At 64.2% G+C, this 17,896-nt stretch carries 13 protein-coding genes; 4 read left to right on the top strand and 9 right to left on the bottom strand.

Annotation, left to right across the window (positions count from 1 at the left end):
* The first annotated feature begins 185 nt into the window (after positions 1-185).
* Positions 186-1,616: an amidase gene (locus BLT08_RS15455; RefSeq protein WP_090310139.1), complete on the top strand. Its 1,431-nt coding sequence runs from the start codon at positions 186-188 to the stop codon at positions 1,614-1,616.
* A gap of 60 nt (positions 1,617-1,676) precedes the next feature.
* On the opposite strand, the gene BLT08_RS15450 is transcribed toward BLT08_RS15455, so the two are convergent.
* Together BLT08_RS15450 and BLT08_RS15445 are read right to left on the bottom strand one after the other, a co-directional pair.
* Positions 1,677-3,512, bottom strand: a complete 1,836-nt coding sequence (locus tag BLT08_RS15450) for a hydantoinase B/oxoprolinase family protein (protein ID WP_090309545.1) — start codon at positions 3,510-3,512, stop codon at positions 1,677-1,679.
* Positions 3,509-5,611, bottom strand: a complete 2,103-nt coding sequence (locus tag BLT08_RS15445; protein ID WP_090309542.1) for a hydantoinase/oxoprolinase family protein — start codon at positions 5,609-5,611, stop codon at positions 3,509-3,511. The genes BLT08_RS15450 and BLT08_RS15445 overlap by 4 nt, the downstream gene beginning before the upstream one ends.
* Before the next feature lie 170 nt (positions 5,612-5,781).
* Here BLT08_RS15445 and BLT08_RS15440 point away from each other — a divergent pair, with 170 nt between their 5' ends.
* Complete coding sequence (locus BLT08_RS15440) at positions 5,782-6,987, top strand: acyl-CoA dehydrogenase family protein (protein ID WP_090309539.1); 1,206 nt, start codon at positions 5,782-5,784, stop codon at positions 6,985-6,987.
* Between the two features lie 938 nt (positions 6,988-7,925).
* Here BLT08_RS15440 and BLT08_RS15435 read toward each other — a convergent pair.
* From BLT08_RS15435 to BLT08_RS15425, 3 genes are all read right to left on the bottom strand, one after another.
* On the bottom strand, positions 7,926-8,657 hold the full coding sequence (locus BLT08_RS15435) for an aspartate/glutamate racemase family protein (protein WP_090309537.1): 732 nt from the start codon (positions 8,655-8,657) through the stop codon (positions 7,926-7,928).
* A gap of 102 nt (positions 8,658-8,759) precedes the next feature.
* Positions 8,760-10,202 carry an acetyl-CoA hydrolase/transferase C-terminal domain-containing protein gene (locus tag BLT08_RS15430; RefSeq protein ID WP_090309534.1) on the bottom strand — a complete coding sequence of 481 codons (1,443 nt, stop codon included), beginning with the start codon at positions 10,200-10,202 and terminating at the stop codon, positions 8,760-8,762.
* The gene (locus BLT08_RS15425; RefSeq protein ID WP_090309531.1) at positions 10,199-10,765 is read right to left on the bottom strand and encodes a MaoC family dehydratase; all 567 of its coding nucleotides are present in this window, start codon (positions 10,763-10,765) and stop codon (positions 10,199-10,201) included. The genes BLT08_RS15430 and BLT08_RS15425 overlap by 4 nt, the downstream gene beginning before the upstream one ends.
* Before the next feature lie 214 nt (positions 10,766-10,979).
* Here BLT08_RS15425 and BLT08_RS15420 point away from each other — a divergent pair, with 214 nt between their 5' ends.
* Positions 10,980-11,564 carry an SHOCT domain-containing protein gene (locus BLT08_RS15420; RefSeq protein WP_090309528.1) on the top strand — a complete coding sequence of 195 codons (585 nt, stop codon included), beginning with the start codon at positions 10,980-10,982 and terminating at the stop codon, positions 11,562-11,564.
* Positions 11,565-11,689: 125 nt separating this feature from the next.
* On the opposite strand, the gene BLT08_RS15415 is transcribed toward BLT08_RS15420, so the two are convergent.
* Positions 11,690-12,451, bottom strand: a complete 762-nt coding sequence (locus tag BLT08_RS15415) for a polysaccharide deacetylase family protein (protein ID WP_090310137.1) — start codon at positions 12,449-12,451, stop codon at positions 11,690-11,692.
* 178 nt (positions 12,452-12,629) lie between these two features.
* Positions 12,630-13,445: an ABC transporter permease gene (locus BLT08_RS15410; protein ID WP_090309526.1), complete on the bottom strand. Its 816-nt coding sequence runs from the start codon at positions 13,443-13,445 to the stop codon at positions 12,630-12,632.
* A gap of 167 nt (positions 13,446-13,612) precedes the next feature.
* Between BLT08_RS15410 and BLT08_RS15405 the strand changes: the two genes are divergently transcribed.
* A complete protein-coding gene (locus tag BLT08_RS15405; RefSeq protein WP_090309523.1) occupies positions 13,613-15,385 on the top strand; it encodes a TCP-1/cpn60 chaperonin family protein in 1,773 nt (590 codons plus the stop codon).
* A gap of 79 nt (positions 15,386-15,464) precedes the next feature.
* Here BLT08_RS15405 and BLT08_RS15400 read toward each other — a convergent pair whose 3' ends face one another.
* Positions 15,465-16,373 (bottom strand): ABC transporter permease, encoded by a 909-nt coding sequence (locus BLT08_RS15400; protein WP_090309520.1) that lies wholly within the window; start codon positions 16,371-16,373, stop codon positions 15,465-15,467.
* A 48-nt stretch (positions 16,374-16,421) separates the two neighbouring features.
* The gene (locus BLT08_RS15395; protein ID WP_175529337.1) at positions 16,422-17,750 is read right to left on the bottom strand and encodes a type 2 periplasmic-binding domain-containing protein; all 1,329 of its coding nucleotides are present in this window, start codon (positions 17,748-17,750) and stop codon (positions 16,422-16,424) included.
* Positions 17,751-17,896 lie beyond the last annotated feature (146 nt).

The following is a 17,896-nucleotide window of genomic DNA, read 5'->3' as shown; positions in this document are numbered from 1 at the left end:
GGTACAGACGGCCGACGCGGTCGACGTCGATACGACTAAGGTCGACGGGAGAGAGTCGAACGCATGAGCCTGGGTTTCCAGTGTCACGGACAGCGCCGCCGACGGACTCCGAACGCGAACGAGCAACTGTGCGGCGAACGATGGCGTCGAAGCGATCGATCGAGCCGAACCGAGGGGGAACGCCGATGAGCGAGTCCGACCTCGCCGAGATGCGAACCCAGGCCGATCGCCTCGGGTTCGACCTCCCCGAGTCAATTCTCGAGGAGATTCTCGAGACGGCGACCGCCGGCGAGGAGCACGCGGCGGCTTCCGTTCGGACCAGCGAGGGCGCCGGCCACCGCTCCGAGGACGAGGAGAACGCGCTACTGGCCGTTTTCGACGAGCCGCGAGTCCGTACCGACTCGGGTCCGCTCTTCGGCAAGACGCTCGCGGTCAAGGACAACATCGCCGTTTCCGACCTCGAGATGACCTGCGGCTCCGCGGCCTACTCGGTGGTTCCGTCGTTCACCGCGCCGGCGGTCGACCGCCTCCTCGAAGCCGGCGCCGGACTCGTCGGCAAGGCCAACATGGAGCCGTTCGCGATGGGACCCACGGGCGAGTTCAGCGACTTCGGGCACGTCACGAATCCGATCGATCCCGATATCGTCGCTGGCGGCTCCTCGAGTGGCAGCGCGGCGGCCGTCGCGGCCGGCACCGTCGACGTCGCACTCGGCTCCGATACGGGCGGCAGCATCCGCATCCCGTCGGCCTGCTGCGGCATCGTCGGCGTCAAGCCGTCCCACCGGCTCGTGCCGCGGAACGGCTTCGTCGACTTCGCCCCCTCGTTGGACACGATCGGACCGATGACGCGGGACGTCTCGACGGCCGCCAGCGCGCTGGCGGCGATGGCCGGGCGGGACCCTCTCGATCCGACCTCGGCAGATCGGTCGGTCGCGCTCGAAACGCTCGAGGACCTCGACGACGTCGACGGGCTAACCGTCGGCATCCCCGACACGCCGTTCGAGCGCGCATCGGACGAGGTCGCCGACGCCGTTCGGACGGTCACCGACCGGCTGTCGACGCTCGGGATCGAGACGGAGTCCGTCGAACTCGACCTGGGCGATACCGAGGCGGCGTACCTCAACATCGGCGCGGCGGAATTCTCGTGGCTCGTGTCCGGTAACGGCGTCACCAGAGGGCAGGGGACGGGCTACGACGAAACCCTCCGTCAGGCGTTCGAGTCGGCCCGAGAGGCGGGACTGGGCGAACACGTCGCGAGGCGCATCCTGCCGCCCGCGTTCCTCGACATGACCAGCGGCGGGGCCTCCTACGCCGCCGCTCGCGAGGAGGGACTCGCCTTCTCCGCCCGACTCGAGACCGCGTTCGAGGCCGTCGACGCCCTCGTCACGCCGACGCTTCGCGTTCGGCCGCCGGCGGTCGAGACGGTCACGACTCGAGCGGATCTGCTCCCGATCCTCGGCAACACCGCCCCGTTCAACATCGCCGGAACGCCGGCCGTGACGGTCCCGGTGACGTCGGTCGACGGCCTGCCGGTGAGCGCGCAGGCGGTCGCCCCGCAGTTCGAGGACGCTCGAGCACTCCGCGTGGCGCGGGCGTTAGAGCGCGTCGCCGACTGATCGATCGACGCGCCACTCGGACGGACTGAAACGCACTGAAAACCGAAGAAACGATGCCGACTATTCGCCGCGCAGTTCCGCCGTCGCCGCCGTATCGAGGGTTCCGTCCTCGATGACGACACCGTACTCATCCCGGGCGTCGGTCGCCGACACCAACCCGTCCAGATAGTCCTCGTAGACGGTGTCCGCCGGCCGCTCGTGCGGATCGCCGTAGCCGCCGCCGCTCGCCGTCTTGATGAGCACGCGGTCGTCGGCTTCGAACTTGTAGCCGGACTCCTTCGAGTGCAGGTCAAGCACCTCGCCGTCGGCTTTGATGTGCTGGAGGTCGCCGTGGGTCCCCTCGCCGCCGCCGAAGAGTCCGTGCGGGCGGTAGCTGTTCCCGTCGCCTTCCATCGTCATCACGGCGTCCGTCAGGAAGCGAGACTCCCGGACGATCCCGTGACCGCCTCGAGTCCGACCGGCGCCGTGGCCGTCTTCGCGGAGCCCGTAGCGCTCGAGGCGCATGGGGTGCGAGAGCTCGATGTCCTCGACGGGCCGGTTCTTCGTGTTGTGGACGAGCGCGTCGACCGCGTCGAGGCCGTCAGCCCCGGGTCGGCCGCCGTAGGAGCCCTCGTTCACCTCGAGGTAGACCCAGTACTCGCCCGCGTCGTTCGTCCCGCCGTAGCTCACGAAGTACACTTGACCGCAGGTGCCCGCACAGACCCGCTCGGGGATCGCATCCGCGAGCGCTTTGATGATGAGATCGCTCATCTTGTCGACCTGGTTGATGCGGGCGAACGCCGACGTCGGCGGCGTCGGGTTGAACATACAGCCCGGCCGGGCCTTCGGGTGGACCGGCGCGAACGTCCCCGAGTTCTGCGGGAGGTACTCGTCGCGGACGAAGGTGTCCATCAACAGCGATCGGATCGTGAAGTAGATGCAGACGTCGGTCGAGCCGTGGAACGGGATGTTATACCCCGTCGGCGTCTGATCGGCGGACTTGCTCATGTCGACGGTGATGTCGCTGCCGTCGACGGTCACCTCCGCGGCGATCTTCAGGGGGACGTCCCGGTTACGGCCGTCGTCGTCGAGGTAGTCCTCGGCGTAGTAGGTGCCGTCGGGGATCGTCCGAATCTCGTTGCGCAACAGTGCCTCGGCGTAGTCCATGAGCGCCTCGCCGGCGTGTTGGATCTCCTCGAGGCCGTACTTCTCGACGAGGTCGAGGTATCGATCCTTCCCAACGTTACAGGAGGATATCTGGGCCTGGAGGTCGCCGATGACCTCTCGCGGAGTTCGAACGTTATCCTCGATGAAGTCCCAGATGCCGTCGACTCGTTCGCCCTCCTCGTACACCTTCGTCGCTCGGAACAAGCTCCCCTCGGCGTACATGTCCTCGAGGTCGATCGCGAGGCCGGGCGTCGCCGAGCCGATATCGAGATGATGGGCCGTGTTGGCCGCCCAGGCGATGTGTTCGCCCTCGTAGAAAATGGGCACGGCGACGGCGATATCCGGCGAGTGGCTCGCCCCGTAGTGGGGGTGGTTGTGGATGAAGACGTCGCCCTCGTTGATGACGTCCTCGCGATCGACGCCGCGCTCCTCGAACGTCTCGTACATGCCGTCGAGGTAGCCGATGAGCGAGCCGACGTGCATCGGCGTGGAGTCGCTCTCGCACAGCTCGCGACAGTCGGTGGTGAAAATCCCCGCGCCCATGTCCTCGCTCTCGCGGATGATCGAGGAGTACGACGAGCGGATGAGTTTGTACCCCATCTCCTGGGCGATCGTGTCGAGTTCGCCGCCGATGACCTGCATCGTCACCGGGTCGATGTCCCGCTCGCGGAGGACGTCCGCCGCCGTCGTCTCCGCGCGTTCGTCGTCCGTTGCCTCCGTTCGGTTCGTTTCGTGGGGGTTCTCGGTCATTTGTCGCTCTCCGTCCGCAGTTTGATCGATCCGTTCTCGCCGATGGTCGCCTCCCAACCGGGGTTGACGACGACCGTGCTGTCGAACTCGTCGATGACGGCCGGCCCGCCGATCACGTGTTCGGCCGCCAGTTTCGCGCGGTCGTACCGCGGAACGGTCATCTCCTCGGGGTCGTCGGCCGTTCCGAAGACGACCGTCGACTCCGTCGTCTGGGCCGCGGAGAGATCCCCCGTCGCCGGGATTTCGGGGGGTGCATAGGACTGCACGTCGCCGATCGCGGTCACGCGCACGTTGAGGAGTTCGACGGGGTCGTCCTCGAAGTAGTGGCCGTACTCGGCCTCGTGTTTCGCCTCGAACTGCTCGCGGAGTCTGGCGTGCCAGTCCCCGTCCGTGCCGTCGAAGTCGATGTTCAGTTCGTAGCCCTGCCCGTCGTACAGGCAGTCGACCGACGATCTGAACGTCCACTTCGAGGAGTCGATCTCGTCGCGCGCTAACTGCTCGCGTCCGCGATCCTCGAGTCGTTCGAACGCCTCGTCGACGAACGCGCCGTCGACCTCCTCGAGTCGACTGCTGACCGTCTGCTGGTAGTCGTACTTGACGTTCCCCGTCAGAAGCCCGCGAGCGGAGGCGATCCCCGGCGACGGCGGAACCAGCACCGTCGACACGTCCAGCTTCTCGGCGATGCTCGCGCCGTGCATCGGGCCGGCGCCGCCGAATGCGACCATCGTGTACTCCCGCGGGTCGTACCCGCGCTGGACGGTCTGTTCGCGGATCGCCCGATACATGTTCGTGTTCGCGACCTCGAGCGCCGCGAGCGCGGCTTTTTCGGGCGTCTCGAACTGCGCCTGATCGGTGCGATCGCAGAGCTTCGTCTGCAGTGCTTCTCGAGAGCGCTCGGGCTCGAGGTCGAGGTCGCCCCCGAGGAAGCTGTCGGGATCGATCCGTCCGAGGACGACCTGGGCGTCGGTCGTCGTCGGCCGATCGTTGCCGCGGGCGTAACACGCCGGGCCGGGGTCAGCGCCGGCGCTCTTCGGTCCGACGTTGAACCCCATCGCGTCGTCGAACCAGGCGATCGAACCGCCGCCAGCACCGATCGTTTCGATGTCGAGCATCGGCGTGATCGTGGGGTACCCGCCGACGGTGCTGTCGCGGGGGTCGCGCTCGAGCACGCGCCCCGGGATCACGGAGATATCGGCGCTGGTGCCGCCCATGTCGAGCATGACCAGATTCGGTTCGTCGACGTGGTTCCCTTCGAACTCCGCCGAGAGCACACCGGCAGCCGGTCCGGAGACGAGCGTCGTGACGGGGCGTTCGGCCACGTTTCGGACGCTCGCCATCCCACCGTTAGACTGCATGATGAGCACCTCCGCGTCGAACCCTTCGTCGGCGAGCCCATTGCTGAGGCGATTGAGGTACGTCGACAGCACGGGTTCTAACCGCGCGTTGATCGCCGTCGTCGTGAACCGCTCGAACTCCCGGAACTGGGCGACGACGTCGCTCGAGGTCGAGACGCTGACGTCCGGAAACTCCTCCTGGAGGAGTTCTTTCGTCCGATCCTCGTGATCGCGGTTCAGATAGGAATGGAGATAACAGACCGCGATCGACTCGACGCCGTCGTCGACGAGCTCGCCGGCGTGCTCGAGCACTTCGTCCTCGTCTAACGGCGTGATGACGTCGCCGGGCGGGTAGACGCGCTCCGTGACCTCCTTTCGATGTCGTCGTTCGACGATCGGGTGTTCCTGCCAGGGGATCGTCTGCTGGAGGGAGAAGCTGTGTGGCTTTCGGTGCCGACCGATGTGGAGGACGTCCCGAAAGCCCTTCGTCGTGAGGAGTCCGGTTCGCGCCCCTTCGTGTTCGATGAGGGCGTTCGTCGCCACCGTCGTTCCGTGGAGGATCTGGTCGACCGCGCCGGGATCGATGCCGGCGTGGCGACACACCTCCACGATCCCGGTGATCGTCGACTCCGACGGATCCGCGGTCGACGGCGTTTTGAAGGTGAACTCGTCCTCGTCGGTGACGAGGATCACGTCGGTGTTCGTCCCACCGACGTCGACGCCGACGCGGATCTCGCTTCCGCTGGTACTACTCTTGCTAGCCATGCACACCCAATACTCTGCGCTCGAGGAGTTAACCGTTTCCCTCGGCGGATAGCGGTTCGCTGGCGGCGATTCGATCGCGAGTCCTCCTCGTCGGCCGCTCACGGCGATGTGACGGCCGGCGAACACCAGCCACGCGTAAGTTTATCTCGCCGACCACACAAGGAATAGTGATGGCCACAGTAGCGACGGATACCGTAGCGCTGACTGCGCAGCAGGAACTCGTCAGGGACAGCATTCGCGATATCTGCAGCGAGTTCGACGACGAGTACTGGCGGGAGAAAGACCGCGCGGCCGAATACCCGACGGAGTTCGTGACGGAACTGGCAGATCACGGCTGGCTGGGGATCCTCGTCCCCGAAGCGTACGGCGGGGCCGGGATGGGGACGGCGGAAGTCGTCGTGATGATGGAGGAGATCGCGGCGAGCGGCGGCGGGTTCGCTGCCGCACAAGCGATTCACGGCGGGATTTACAACTCCGTGCCGATCGTCCGCCACGGCAGCGACGAACTCAAAGAACGGTTGCTGCCGGACGTTGCAGCGGGGGACGTCGCGATTCAGTCGCTCGGACTCACCGAACCGAACGCGGGTTCGGACTCCACGTCTATCGAAACGTTCGCTGAAGAGCAGGAAGGGGAGTACGTGATCAACGGACAGAAGATCTGGATCTCGCGGGTCGACGCGAGCGACTATCTGCTGGTCGTGGCCCGAACGACGCCGAAATCGGCGGCCGAAAAGCGAACGAAGGGGATCTCGATGTTCCTCGTCGACATCGACGACGCCGTCGACGCCGGAACGTTGACGATGCGATCGATTCCGAAGTCGGCCAGCAACGCCGTCGGCGCCTCCGAACTCTGGTTCGACGACCTGCGGGTTCCCGCGGACAATCTCGTCGGCGAGCGCGGAAACGGCTTCTATCAGCTGCTGGACGGACTCAACGAGGAGCGGCTGGTGATCGCGGCGGAGTGTCTCGGACTCGGCGAACTGGCGATCCGAACGGGCGTCGACTACGCGAACGAGCGTGTGGTGTTCGACCGCCCGATCGGGATGAATCAGGCTATCCAGCATCCGCTGGCGAAGGCGTACGCCGAACTACAGGCCGCAAAGCAACTGACCTACAGCGCCGCGAGCGCGGTCGACGGGGAGTCCGGAAGGGGCGTCGGCGCGCAGGCGAACATGGCGAAGTATCTGGCTGCCGAAGCCGCCTTCGCAGGCGCCGATGCCGCCGTCCAGGCCCACGGCGGGTTCGGCGTCGCTCGGGAGTACGACGTCGAACGCTACTTTCGGGAAGCGCGACTCACGCGACTCGTGCCGATCACCCAGGAACTCGTCCTCAACTACGTGGGGGAGAACGTGCTTGGGCTTCCGCGATCGTACTGACTGCCGAGTCGTCCGTACTCGACCCACGGCGACTCCATCGCTGAGTTTCGGTATCGACGCGCTATCGAACTGAACCGCTCGAGGATCCGATTCCCTTTTCGACTGTTTTGGTTCAGCCGGCGCCGTACCCGTCTCAGAGCGACGAATTACTGTCAGACCGACGGCGACCCTTGGCGTTTGGGTATAAAAGGTTCGTTGTTACCGAACGACATCGTTCTTCTGTGATGTGTCTGTCAGGAATCGATTCGAGTGGTCGACGCCTGGCTTCGAAATCATGGGTGGGTTTGCCTATCATGGCCCTCCCGTTCAAATCGCTGACGCCTAAATATTCGAACTACAAACAAATTCCCGATCTTAGAAACTGCATCGGAATGATTTGCGAGTATAAATGGTGATTTGGTGCAATATATGGAGATATAATGAATATAGGCTGGTGAGGGTCAATTTTCAAACTCATGATCTCACGATGACTATTAGTATATAAAAGGCGGCGTTATCGAACGGGTACACCACAGTCGATTAGTGCGGAAACCGCAGTACTGCAGCGCCATAGGTCCTCGTCGTACCCGATCGAATCGCGGGTTCTGTCTCCCCGTTGACGGGTGGTTCTCCGCGATTATTTACAGAAGTACGTATGTAACGCATAGATTTCAGCACTGCCACGTCTGCAAATGATCATCTCCGATAGCGGACATACCTGGCCAAATTTACGAATGTACTTTTGTAATTTTCGGAGAGAATAGTCGGAAACGTTCTCGAGTCTCGATTCGTCCGGCGAACGGTGGTCGATCACATATAAAGTTCGACGATGACGAACGACGCCCGATTGTGTTGCTCTTCGTTCCACACGTTCGGCGCTCGAATCTTCTGGAGAGCGGGTGCTCGTCGGGCTGAGTCGAATCGAGAACGGAAGGGAGACTGACCGCTTGAGTCCGTGCCTACAACTGGTAGCGTTCGGGGTAGCCGACGATCTCCTTCGACTCCGGCCGTTTGTAGGTTCTAACCGTGCTCGTGCGCTTGCCGAGCTGGACGAGACTCTCCGCGAGCACGGCCCCCGCGCCGACGCTGTCGATGACGGGGACGGGCAGTTCAGCTTCGAGCGGTTCGTCGAGGCCGCCCATCCCGGCGCAGCCGAGACAGATCACTTCGGCGCCGTCCTCCTCGACCGCCTCCCAGCTCGCCTCGAGAAGGGCCTCCGCGGCCGCGTCACGCGTGTTTTCGGTTTCGACGACGGTCAACTCGGTACAGCGGACCGACGCGCAGTGGCCGTCCAGCCCCGTCTTTCTGACCGCTTCCTCGATGAAATCGCGCGCTCGAGGGAGGATCGTGACGACCGAGAAGTTCGCTCCCAGCATGTTCGCGACGTACATCGAGCCCTCGGCGATGCCGACGACCGGTTTGTCGGTGACTTCGCGGCAGGCGTCGAGCCCCGGATCGCCCCAGCAGGAGTTGACGAACGCGTCGAACTCGTCGTCCTCGTCCTTGAGGATCTCGTCGAGGATGCCGGGGACGGCGAGGTAGTCGTCGTAGTAGGATTCGATACTGATCGGCCCGCGGTCGGGGGAGGCGGCGACGACTTCAGTGTCGTCGCTCGTGTACTTGTTCGCGACCGCGCCGATGTTCTCGGTCATCTCGAGGGTGGTGTTCGGATTGATAGCTTTGATTTTCATAGTCTCGCGCCACGGGGAGAGGTGGACGGGGACGGGCAAAGCTGTTTCTCCGGTCGAACCGCGCCGCACCGCCGCTGTAACGATAGTACCGTCGGCCCGGCGTCAGGATCGCCAGTCGAACGCCGACCCGAGGTGGTGGGGAATGTGACCGCCCCCCGTCTCGCCGCGGGCGACGTACGCCTCGAGGTCGTCGACGAACTGCGGGTGGCCGCAGTGCTCGATGAGCAGCCGGCTGCGCTCGCGAGGCGAGCGCCCGCGGAGGTCGGCGACGCCCTGTTCGGTGATCACGACCGAGATGTCGTGCTCCGAGTGGTCGACGTGCGGACACATCGGGACGATACACGACGTCTCCGCGCCGTGTCTCGAGGGAAGCGTCGTAATCGAGAGGGCGGCGTTTCGGTTGAAATCGCCGCTGCCGCCGACCCCGTTCAGCACGCGCGAGCCGTCGACGTGCGTCGAGTTCGCGTGTCCGTAGAGATCGACCTCGATGGCGCTGTTGATCCCGACGACGCCGAACCGATCGATCAGCGCCGGGTTGTTCGAGAGGTCCGCGGGCCGAAGGACGATCGACTCGCTGTAGCCGTCGATGTCGTCGAACAGCCGCTGTTGGCCAGCCGAGGTAAGGGCGAACGCCGTCGCGCTGGCGCCCGCGAGCGTCCCGTTCTCGATCATCTCGAGCAACCCGTCCTGAAACACCTCGCCGTAGTAGTAGACGTCCCGGTCGCCGAAGTCGATCGACGACAGCGCGCCCATGAGCGCGTTTCCGAGGCTTCCGACGCCGAACTGAAGGGCGATCCGGTCGTCGAACATCGAACAGCGCTCGAGTTCGGACTCGAGGAACGTCGCGAGGTTCGCGGCGATCTCCCGGTCGGTCGCCGAGGGCTCGCGGAAGTCGTACGGATCGTCGGCCGCCTCGGTCTCGACGACGGCGAGGAGATTCGCCGGATCGAACTCGATCCGCGAGTCGCCGATTCGGTCCGCCGGCCCCTCGAGCGGGATCGACTCTCGATTCGGCGGCAGCGAGCGCTCGTAGACGTCGTGAAACCGGCCGACGTCGCGCGGAATCGAGTCGTTCACCTCGATGATCAGCTTCTCCGCAGCCCTGACGTACGCGACGGTGTGGCCGATCGAGAGCGAGGGGACGAACCAGCCGTCGCCGACGGCCACCGCCTCGACGATCGCGACGTCGGGCGCCGGAACGTGTCCGAGTTCGACCTCGTCGCCCAGTTTCGAGATGAACCGATCCTGAAAGGCGATCGTTTCGTCGTTGACCGCCTCCCGCGCCGCGGCTCTCGCCTGGTAGGGATAGCGACGAGCGATCGCGTCCGCTTCGACGAGTGCCGTGTCGATCTCCTTACCGACGCTGCCCCCGCTGATGATCGTCAGCGAGAGGTCGCGATCGTCGGCCGCAAGGGCCAGCGGAAGGGCTTTCGGGTAGCCGACCGCGCCGAACCCGCTCACGGCGACGACCGCATCGGGGTCGACGTGGGCGGCGGCCGTCGCGGCGTCGACCGGCGCGTCCGTCTTCTCGAGTCGGCCGCTCATGAGTCGGTCTCCGGCTGCGTTCCGATCCCCTCCGGCCATCCCGGGGGTTTCGCCGCGCTGGGCTGTGCGTGCTCGCGTTTGAGCACCATCGGCGTTCGCTCGAGGGAGATCACGAGGTCGCCATCCTGATTGTAGCCGCGCAGTTCGGTCGTGACGATCCCGACGTGGTCTCGGGAGCCGCTCTCGCGTTTGTCGATCACCTCGCTTTCGGCAAAGAGCGTATCGCCGTGATAGACGGGTCCGTGATGGCGGATATCGTCGTAGCCGAGGTTGGCCGTGGCGTTGACCGAGATGTCGATCACGCTCATCCCGACGACCAGCGCGATGACGAACGTGCCGTCGACGAGCCGTTCGCCGAACTCCGTCTCGGCGGCGTACGCTTCGTTGAAGTGCATCGGGTTGAGGTTCATCGTCACGTTCGTCAGCCAGACGTTGTCCGTCTCGGTGACGGTGCGGCCGAAGGGATGCTTGTAGATATCGCCGACCTCGAAGTCCTCGTAGTATCGGCCGTGCCATCCCTCGACGATGCGCGTTTCTCCGTCCGTTTGGTCGTCTGTTGTCATAGGGTCCTCTCGGGGCGGTGTCTACGGCGGTCCTGACCGTTCCGACGGTATCGTCGGCGGCCGGACGCCGAGTTTTGAGAGTAGTATTCGTTCTCGGCGAATCGCTATAGCTGTTATCGCTACGAACTGCAACGTGGCGTCCGGAGACGGTCGCTGACTCGGTGTCGGCTGGTCGCTCGAGAACGTATATACGTGTCCGCGATCATCGATTCGTATGCCATTCGACGAGCAACCGAGTCGACAGGGCGACGCTCGAGCGATCGACGACGAGGGGGTGGACGGACTCGAGATCGGGGAGCCGGATCGGCGCCAACTCCGCGAGCGACTGGACGACGACGAACGGGTTCAGTACGCGCTTCGCGGGCGGATCATGGATTACGAGACGAACGACGACGACCGCGACCGTCGCGAGGAGAGCCGAACCCGCAAGATGGCGAGTCGCGGCCGCGACCTGCTGACGCTCGTGACGGACCGACGGCTGTTGATCGTGATTCAACGCGAAGCGCCCGCCGATCACGAGTACCGATCGATACCCTACGACGAACTGGGGGAAGCGACGCTGGAGACGGCGAACGGCAACCAGCGGCTCGTGCTCCGCGGACCGAAACGGTACTACATCGACGTCGGGCGGAGTGCCACCGACGACGCAACCGCAGCCTGTTCGACGATTCGCCAGCAGTTAGCGGCCGAATCGGACGACGACTCGTTCGATTCGCTCGAGCGACTCGAGGCCTTATTCGAACGGGGCCACCTCACGGAACGCGAGTTCGAGACGATGAAACGGGAGTTGCTGGAGTAGAGTGGTCGGCAATCGGTTCGAAACCCGGTACGGGACCGCCGTCTCATACGGTTTACTGTAATTCATTTCCGGCGCAACCGCCTCCGGATCGCGGTTGGGCCGGTAACTCGTTACAGTAATCCGTCTCAGTTGTTCTCGCGGAACTCGGTGGCGACGGCGTCCATCTCCTCGAACTCGACGTCGTCCTTGCTCTTCATGTGCTCGATCAGTTCCTCGAGTCGCGAGATGCGGTGGGCCTGGCCGATGACCTGCGGGTGGAGAGTCAGGATGAAGACGCCGTCGTCGACGTTCTCGTGCATCCAGTCGAACTGGTCGTAGTAGCGCTGGAACAGCGAGTCCTCGCTTACGTAGCCCATGCGGTGTGGCCGCGCCCAGGTGAACGTCAGTGCGGGCCAGTCGTCGCGCTGCCAGGAGACGGGGAGTTCGACGATATCGGTGGGCTCTCCGCGGTCGTACGCACCGTCCTCGGGGGCGCTCCAGCCGCCGTAGAGCCAGTGGGGTTCGAAGTCGGAGGCCATCTTGCTCGAGTCCCACTCGATGCCGACCTCGTCTAAGATGTCGAGGGTGTTCGCGGAGTAGTCCCACGCGGGAGAGCGATAGCCGGTGGGTTTGCGCCCGGTGAGGTCGACGATCGAGTCGATCGCTCGCTCGACGTCGGCTTTCTCGTCCTCTTTGGTCTCGTAGGTTGCGGGCCCGGTGTGGCTCCAGCCGTGGTGTTGGATGTCGTAGCCGCGGTCCCACACCTCGGCGCTGATCTCCGGGAAGCTGTCGATCGTGTGGCCGGGAACGAACCACGTCGCCGGGATGTCGTGTTTGTCGTGGAGGTCGAGCAACCGCGGTGCGCCGATGTTGGCTCCGTATACGCCCCGGGAGTGTCGTGTCGGCATATCCCAGGAGTCGTATGACCAGAGCCACGTCGATACTGCGTCGAAGTCGTACGAAAGGCAGACTTTGGACGTCATTGCGAATTGAGGTTCGAGGGGTACCTAAAAAGCCTTTTCTTGTGGTTGATTGATAGTAACACGCATATTCGGTCCGCGGAAGCGTCGCTTCGGTAGCGCTCCGTCAGGACTGTCTGGCGCCGTAGACGACGAGACCCCCCGCGACGAGGAGAAGGATCGTCGAGAACACCGTCGTTACGCTCCCGAGGGCGAACAGCTCCGGGGTCGCCCGCTCGGCGGATGCGATGCTGAACACTTCCATGGGCATCGTTCGGTCACGTCCGACGAGGAGCAGGCCGCGTTCGGCCTCGTTGTACGAGAGCGTGAACGCGAAGACGGCCGCACCGAGGACCGTCGGGGCGATCTGTGGCAACACGATCTCGCGGAACGTGGTTACTCGATCCGCACCCATCACTCGCGCGGCCTCCTCGTTCTGGGCCAGGTTCGGCGGGAAGCCGGCGAGCAGCACGATCACCGCGAACGGGAGCGTCCAGACGACGTGTGCCGGCAGGGCAACCCACATCGACCGCGACAGACCGAGTACCTCGTTGAGCAACAGCGTCGAACCGACGCTGAACGCGATCCCCGGGGTGATGATCCCGAGCACGATCAGGTAGAGGAACAGCTTCCGCCCGCGGAAGTCGAAGCGGTACGCGAGTGCCGCAGCCGTCCCCAGCACCGTCGTGATCACCGTCACGACGAGTGCGAGTTGGATCGATCGCAGGACCGAGTTGATGATCCCCTGGTTCGCCGCGAGTTCGCTGTACCACGCCAGCGTGAACCCCTGATACGGCGGCGAGATCCCGCCCGAGTTGAACGAAAAGGCGATCAGCGCGAGCATTGGCGCGTAAATATACAGTGAGATCAGGATAAAGTACGCTGCCAACAGGCGTTTCATATCGACCCACTGCACGAGCCGCGTGAGCGCAGATCGATCCATCTGCTTGTCGACCGAAGTGTGCTTTGTCGCCATCTACCTTGAGTACTGGTGGCATATTATATAAAGATGCTGCGCTGGGGCCGTGAGACGCGACCGCGCGTGATCGCCACCGGTGGCGACGCGGGATAGGTTTTTACCTGCTGCCCGACGGAATGACAGTATCGAAGATGGGAGACACAACCGATTCGGAGGCGGAAATACAGTTTCCACACGCAAATATCGTCGCCGCTCGAGCGATCCGCGGCGTCCTCGAGAGCTCGCTGGGGCCGCTCTCCCACGAGACCCTGATCCAAAGCCGTGCGGGGAAGACGGAACGGGAGCCGGGGGAGCCGGAGACGCGGGTCGATACGGTCAGCAGCGACGGGGCGACCATTCTCGAGGAGCTGCCGGTCGAACACCCGATGGGGCCGATTATCCGCCGGCTCGTCGCCCCGGAACGCCCGGGAACGACGGACGTCGAGGGAGAGCTCGTTCCCGACGGGATCGCGACCACCGTAGTACTGCTCGGCGCGCTGCTGGACGAAGGGGAACGCCTGCTCGAGATGGGCGTCCATCCGACGACCATCGAGGACGGCTACACCGCTGCACTCGACTGTGTCGAGCAAACGATAGAGTCGCTCTCGCGTCCGCTCGAGTCGTTCGAGGATCCGACGGCTGCCGCGGAGATGGTCGCGCGATCGGCGATGACGGGAAACGACGTCGGAAACGCGCGGGAAGCGTGGGCGAGCGGCGCCGTCGAGGCGGCGAGACAGATCGGGATGCCGGACGAGGAGACGCTCGCCATTCGGCAGATTCGCTCGGGCTCGATCGACGACTCGCGACTCGTCTTCGGGACGGTGCTCGATCGAAACGATATCTGTGACGATCGAATGCCGAGCCGGGTGGAGGACGCGAACGTCCTCGTCATCAGCGGATTCAAGCGCGGGAAGGCCAACGACGGCAAGACCGGTGGCCTGCAGGACCCGGACTTTCAGCAGGACGGCGAGCGACTCGTCATCGAATCGCCCGACGAGATCGACGCGTTCGACGACGTGTTCGCGAACCGCCGCGAGGAGGTCGTCGCGGGTCTCGTCGACGCTGGCGTCGACGTCGTCGTGACCAGAACCGGCATCAACGACGCCTATCAGGAGCTCCTCGTCGAACACGGGATCGTGGGTATTCGCGGTGTCAACCGCCTCAAACTCGCGCAGTTAGCGAGTGCAACCGGCGCGACGCCGGTCGTCGATCCCACCGACGTGACGTCGGCGGACCTCGGCCACGCGGGACTGGTCGAACAGCAGACGATCGACAAACGGCAGGGTCGCCGAAAGCGCCGACGCATGGTGGTGTTCGACGAGTGTTCCGACCCGGCGTCGGTCACGTTCCTCCTGCGCGGCGTTCACGGCCAACTCGGCGCGCAGGCGGCGACGGAGATCCGAAAGGCTGTCGCCGCGGTCGCGACGGCGATGGGGGAGACGACCGGTCCAGCGGGCGTCCTCCCCGGTGGCGGGGCGACGGAGCTCGAACTGGCGAGCGCGCTCCGCGACGCCGCACTCGAGGCGGACGGACGGGAACAGCTCGCGTTCCAGGCGTTCGCCGACGCGACGGACCGATTCCTCTCGACGCTTGCCCGGAACGCGGGGATGGACACGCTGACGACACTCACGTCGCTCCGGGAAGCAACGACGAACGCGACGAACGGCACCACGCCGGGGCTCGTCTTCCCCGCCGGGGAGATCGACGACGTACTCGAGGCCGGTCTGCTCGATCCGACGGCGATCCGGCTCCGGTGTTATCAGCACGCGGTCGACGTCGCGTCGCTCGTGCTCCGCGTCGACGACGCGCTCGATGCGACCTTCAGCGAGGAGCCGACGCAGCCGGGAGATGCGATCTACGACGAACACGCGGAGAACCATCAGGCGTATCTCGACGAGCGGGACGATACGATCTGGCACGAGTGAGCGTTTTTGCGGGTCGGGACGGCTCGATTGCCGAGTCGCCGACTGTCGGGTGAACTCCGTCAGAAAAGTCCGTCTCGAGTTACTCCTGGCTCGCGATCTCGGTGATGTCGACGACGCGGAACAGGAGGAACACGAACGCGAAGATCACGACGAGTAGCGTGATCGAGAGCGCGGCGGCCGACGGGTAGTTCAGACCCTGGCTGTAGCGGCTGTAGATCAGGGTGGGAACAGTGTTGGCACCGCCGCTGAGGAACGACGGAACGGTGAAGTTCCCGATCGTGAGGACGAACGTGAACATACAGCCGATCGCGACGCCGGGCAGGCTCAGCGGCCACGTGACGTTCCGGAACGTTTCGATGGGATTGCCGCGAAGCGTTTCGGACGCGTTGAGCAGTCCCTCGTCGATCTGCGAGAGCGAGATGTAGATCGGTGCCGCCATGAACACCACGTAGTTCTGGAGGTAGCCGACCGCCTGGGAGAACGACGAGAACAGGAGCCAGCCGATCGGCCCGCTGGTGATCCCCAGGTTCATCAGTAGTCCGTTGATGATCCCGTTTCGACCCAGGATCGGGAACCAGCCGAACGTCCGGATCAGTTCCGACGTCCAGAACGGGATGACGAGGAACAACAGCAGGACGAGTCCGACCATGGGCGTGGTGTGGAATCGGAGATAGTACGCGAGCGGGTAGCCGAACACGAGCGTGATGAGGGTGACGACGATTCCGACCCCGATCGTTCGGACGAACGCACCGCGGACCGCACCGGAACCGAACACGCCGTCGATCCAGGCCGAGAGCGTGAACTCGTGGATCACGTTGAACGACGAGTAGGTGAGGAAGCTGTAGTAGAGGATAACCAGCAGCGGCAGGAGCAAGAAGACGGTAAACCAGATGACCGTCGGTGCTATCAGGCCGGTTACCTCGTTGTTCAGATCGTCTTTGTCGATACCCAGGCGACTCAACGCTCCGGTTTTCGGTTCGGAACTCATTTGATTCGTCTCGCTGGTTGTGTTGAAAGTGTCGAAAGCATGTTCTGTTCAGGCGGCCTGGAAGTCCTCCCAGCGCGAGACCATGTAGTCCGCCTCGCTGGGCCAGATCTGGAAGAACCCGATGCGGTCGATCCGTTCCTCGATCGGTCCGCTATCGCGGGTGCCGCCGTCCGAGTCGGGATCGCCCTCTTCCATCGACCAGTCGTAGTCGAGCGGATCGAACAGTGCCGGTTCGTCGATCTCCTCGTACGTGGCCTCGCCGCGGTACGCCCAGTCGTAGTACTCCGGACCCATCCCCTCGCCGGAGTCGTCCGAGCCGTCGCGGACGAGTTCCTCGTTCTCGTAGTGGGGAACCGAGTAGCCGCGACCCTGCACGAAGCCGGGGAACCACGCGCCGAGGTGAACCTTGTCGTACAGGAACGTGACCTGATCGACGTTCTGGCGCTCCTCCGCACCCTCGAGCGTCGCCATCCCGCCGTACCAGTACCGGTAGCCCTGGATACCTTCGCTCATCGTCGCGTATGTACACGGCGTCCCCTCGCGGCGAACGTCCATCGCCGCCGGCTGCCAGATGTCGCCAATGACCGCTTCCTCACCGGCCATGAGCGTCACGGACTCGCCGTACGCTTCCCAGGTCGAGCGGAACTGGCCGGCCTCTTTCTGCTCGATGAGGAAGTCGATCGCCGTATCGAGCTGGTCCTCCGTCGGGTCGTTCAACTCGCCGATGTCTCCGTCGATCATGTCGTTGTCGAGCAGGTGCATGATCGCCTGCGGGATAGTGATCGCCGCCGTCTCCCCGACGATCACTTCGCCTTCGTACTGTTCGTCGAACTGCGCACTCCACAGGGAGACGTCGTCGACGTACGACGGGTTGTACCCCATCGCGTCGAAGTTGTAGGCGTACGGCGAGAACAGGATCTCGTCGCGGCTGTCCCCGTCGACCCACAGCTCTCGATTGACCGTCTCGACCTGCTCGCCGAGGTGGCTCAACCGCTCCTCCGGGTTCGTGAACAGATCGGAAATCTGCTCTTCGTCCCAGTTGTCCAGGTCCTCGACCGGCATCGGAATCGTCACCGGGTTGTCTCGAGTGAGCGCTCCGGAGCCGGTCGTGTCCGAGGTGAACACGTCCGTGTTCTCGGAGCCGCCGCCGAGGAGCTGTGCCTGCGTGTCACCGATCGTCGCGATCGTCGTGTTCACTTCGACGTCGGACATCTCCTCCATCTTCGCGGCCTGTTCGTCGCTGACCGCCCAGTCCGGGCCAATCCACTCGAGCGGACGTGCCGGTCCGTCGTCGCCACCCACACATCCCGCGAGCGCGGCGCCCGCTGCTGCTCCACCGTACGCAACAAAGTTTCGTCTACTGATACCGTCTGGCATTACAGGCTGTCACACACACCGTGCCGTATTAAACGTTCCTCTTAGGGACCTCAGAAGAGGAGATGTTACACGATAAGACGGTCTTCAGTTGAACATTCCGAGGAAGCTATCGATCGTGCGAAAGAGATAACCAATGTACGGGTGAT

The sequence above is a fragment of the Natronorubrum texcoconense genome (assembly GCF_900100335.1).
Classification (GTDB): Archaea; Halobacteriota; Halobacteria; order Halobacteriales; family Natrialbaceae; genus Natronorubrum; species Natronorubrum texcoconense.
This window is presented reverse-complemented; position numbering and strand designations above follow the sequence as displayed.

Coding starts and splice junctions, on each gene's coding strand:
- BLT08_RS15445 (WP_090309542.1), bottom strand. CDS start 5,611: ATGGCTAGCAAGAGTAGTACCAGCGGAAGCGAGATCCGCGTCGGCGTC.
- BLT08_RS15450 (WP_090309545.1), bottom strand. CDS start 3,512: ATGACCGAGAACCCCCACGAAACGAACCGAACGGAGGCAACGGACGAC.
- BLT08_RS15435 (WP_090309537.1), bottom strand. CDS start 8,657: ATGAAAATCAAAGCTATCAATCCGAACACCACCCTCGAGATGACCGAG.
- BLT08_RS15415 (WP_090310137.1), bottom strand. CDS start 12,451: ATGCCGACACGACACTCCCGGGGCGTATACGGAGCCAACATCGGCGCA.
- BLT08_RS15440 (WP_090309539.1), top strand. CDS start 5,782: ATGGCCACAGTAGCGACGGATACCGTAGCGCTGACTGCGCAGCAGGAA.
- BLT08_RS15400 (WP_090309520.1), bottom strand. CDS start 16,373: ATGAGTTCCGAACCGAAAACCGGAGCGTTGAGTCGCCTGGGTATCGAC.
- BLT08_RS15420 (WP_090309528.1), top strand. CDS start 10,980: ATGCCATTCGACGAGCAACCGAGTCGACAGGGCGACGCTCGAGCGATC.
- BLT08_RS15395 (WP_175529337.1), bottom strand. CDS start 17,750: ATGCCAGACGGTATCAGTAGACGAAACTTTGTTGCGTACGGTGGAGCA.
- BLT08_RS15430 (WP_090309534.1), bottom strand. CDS start 10,202: ATGAGCGGCCGACTCGAGAAGACGGACGCGCCGGTCGACGCCGCGACG.
- BLT08_RS15455 (WP_090310139.1), top strand. CDS start 186: ATGAGCGAGTCCGACCTCGCCGAGATGCGAACCCAGGCCGATCGCCTC.
- BLT08_RS15425 (WP_090309531.1), bottom strand. CDS start 10,765: ATGACAACAGACGACCAAACGGACGGAGAAACGCGCATCGTCGAGGGA.
- BLT08_RS15410 (WP_090309526.1), bottom strand. CDS start 13,445: ATGGATCGATCTGCGCTCACGCGGCTCGTGCAGTGGGTCGATATGAAA.
- BLT08_RS15405 (WP_090309523.1), top strand. CDS start 13,613: ATGGGAGACACAACCGATTCGGAGGCGGAAATACAGTTTCCACACGCA.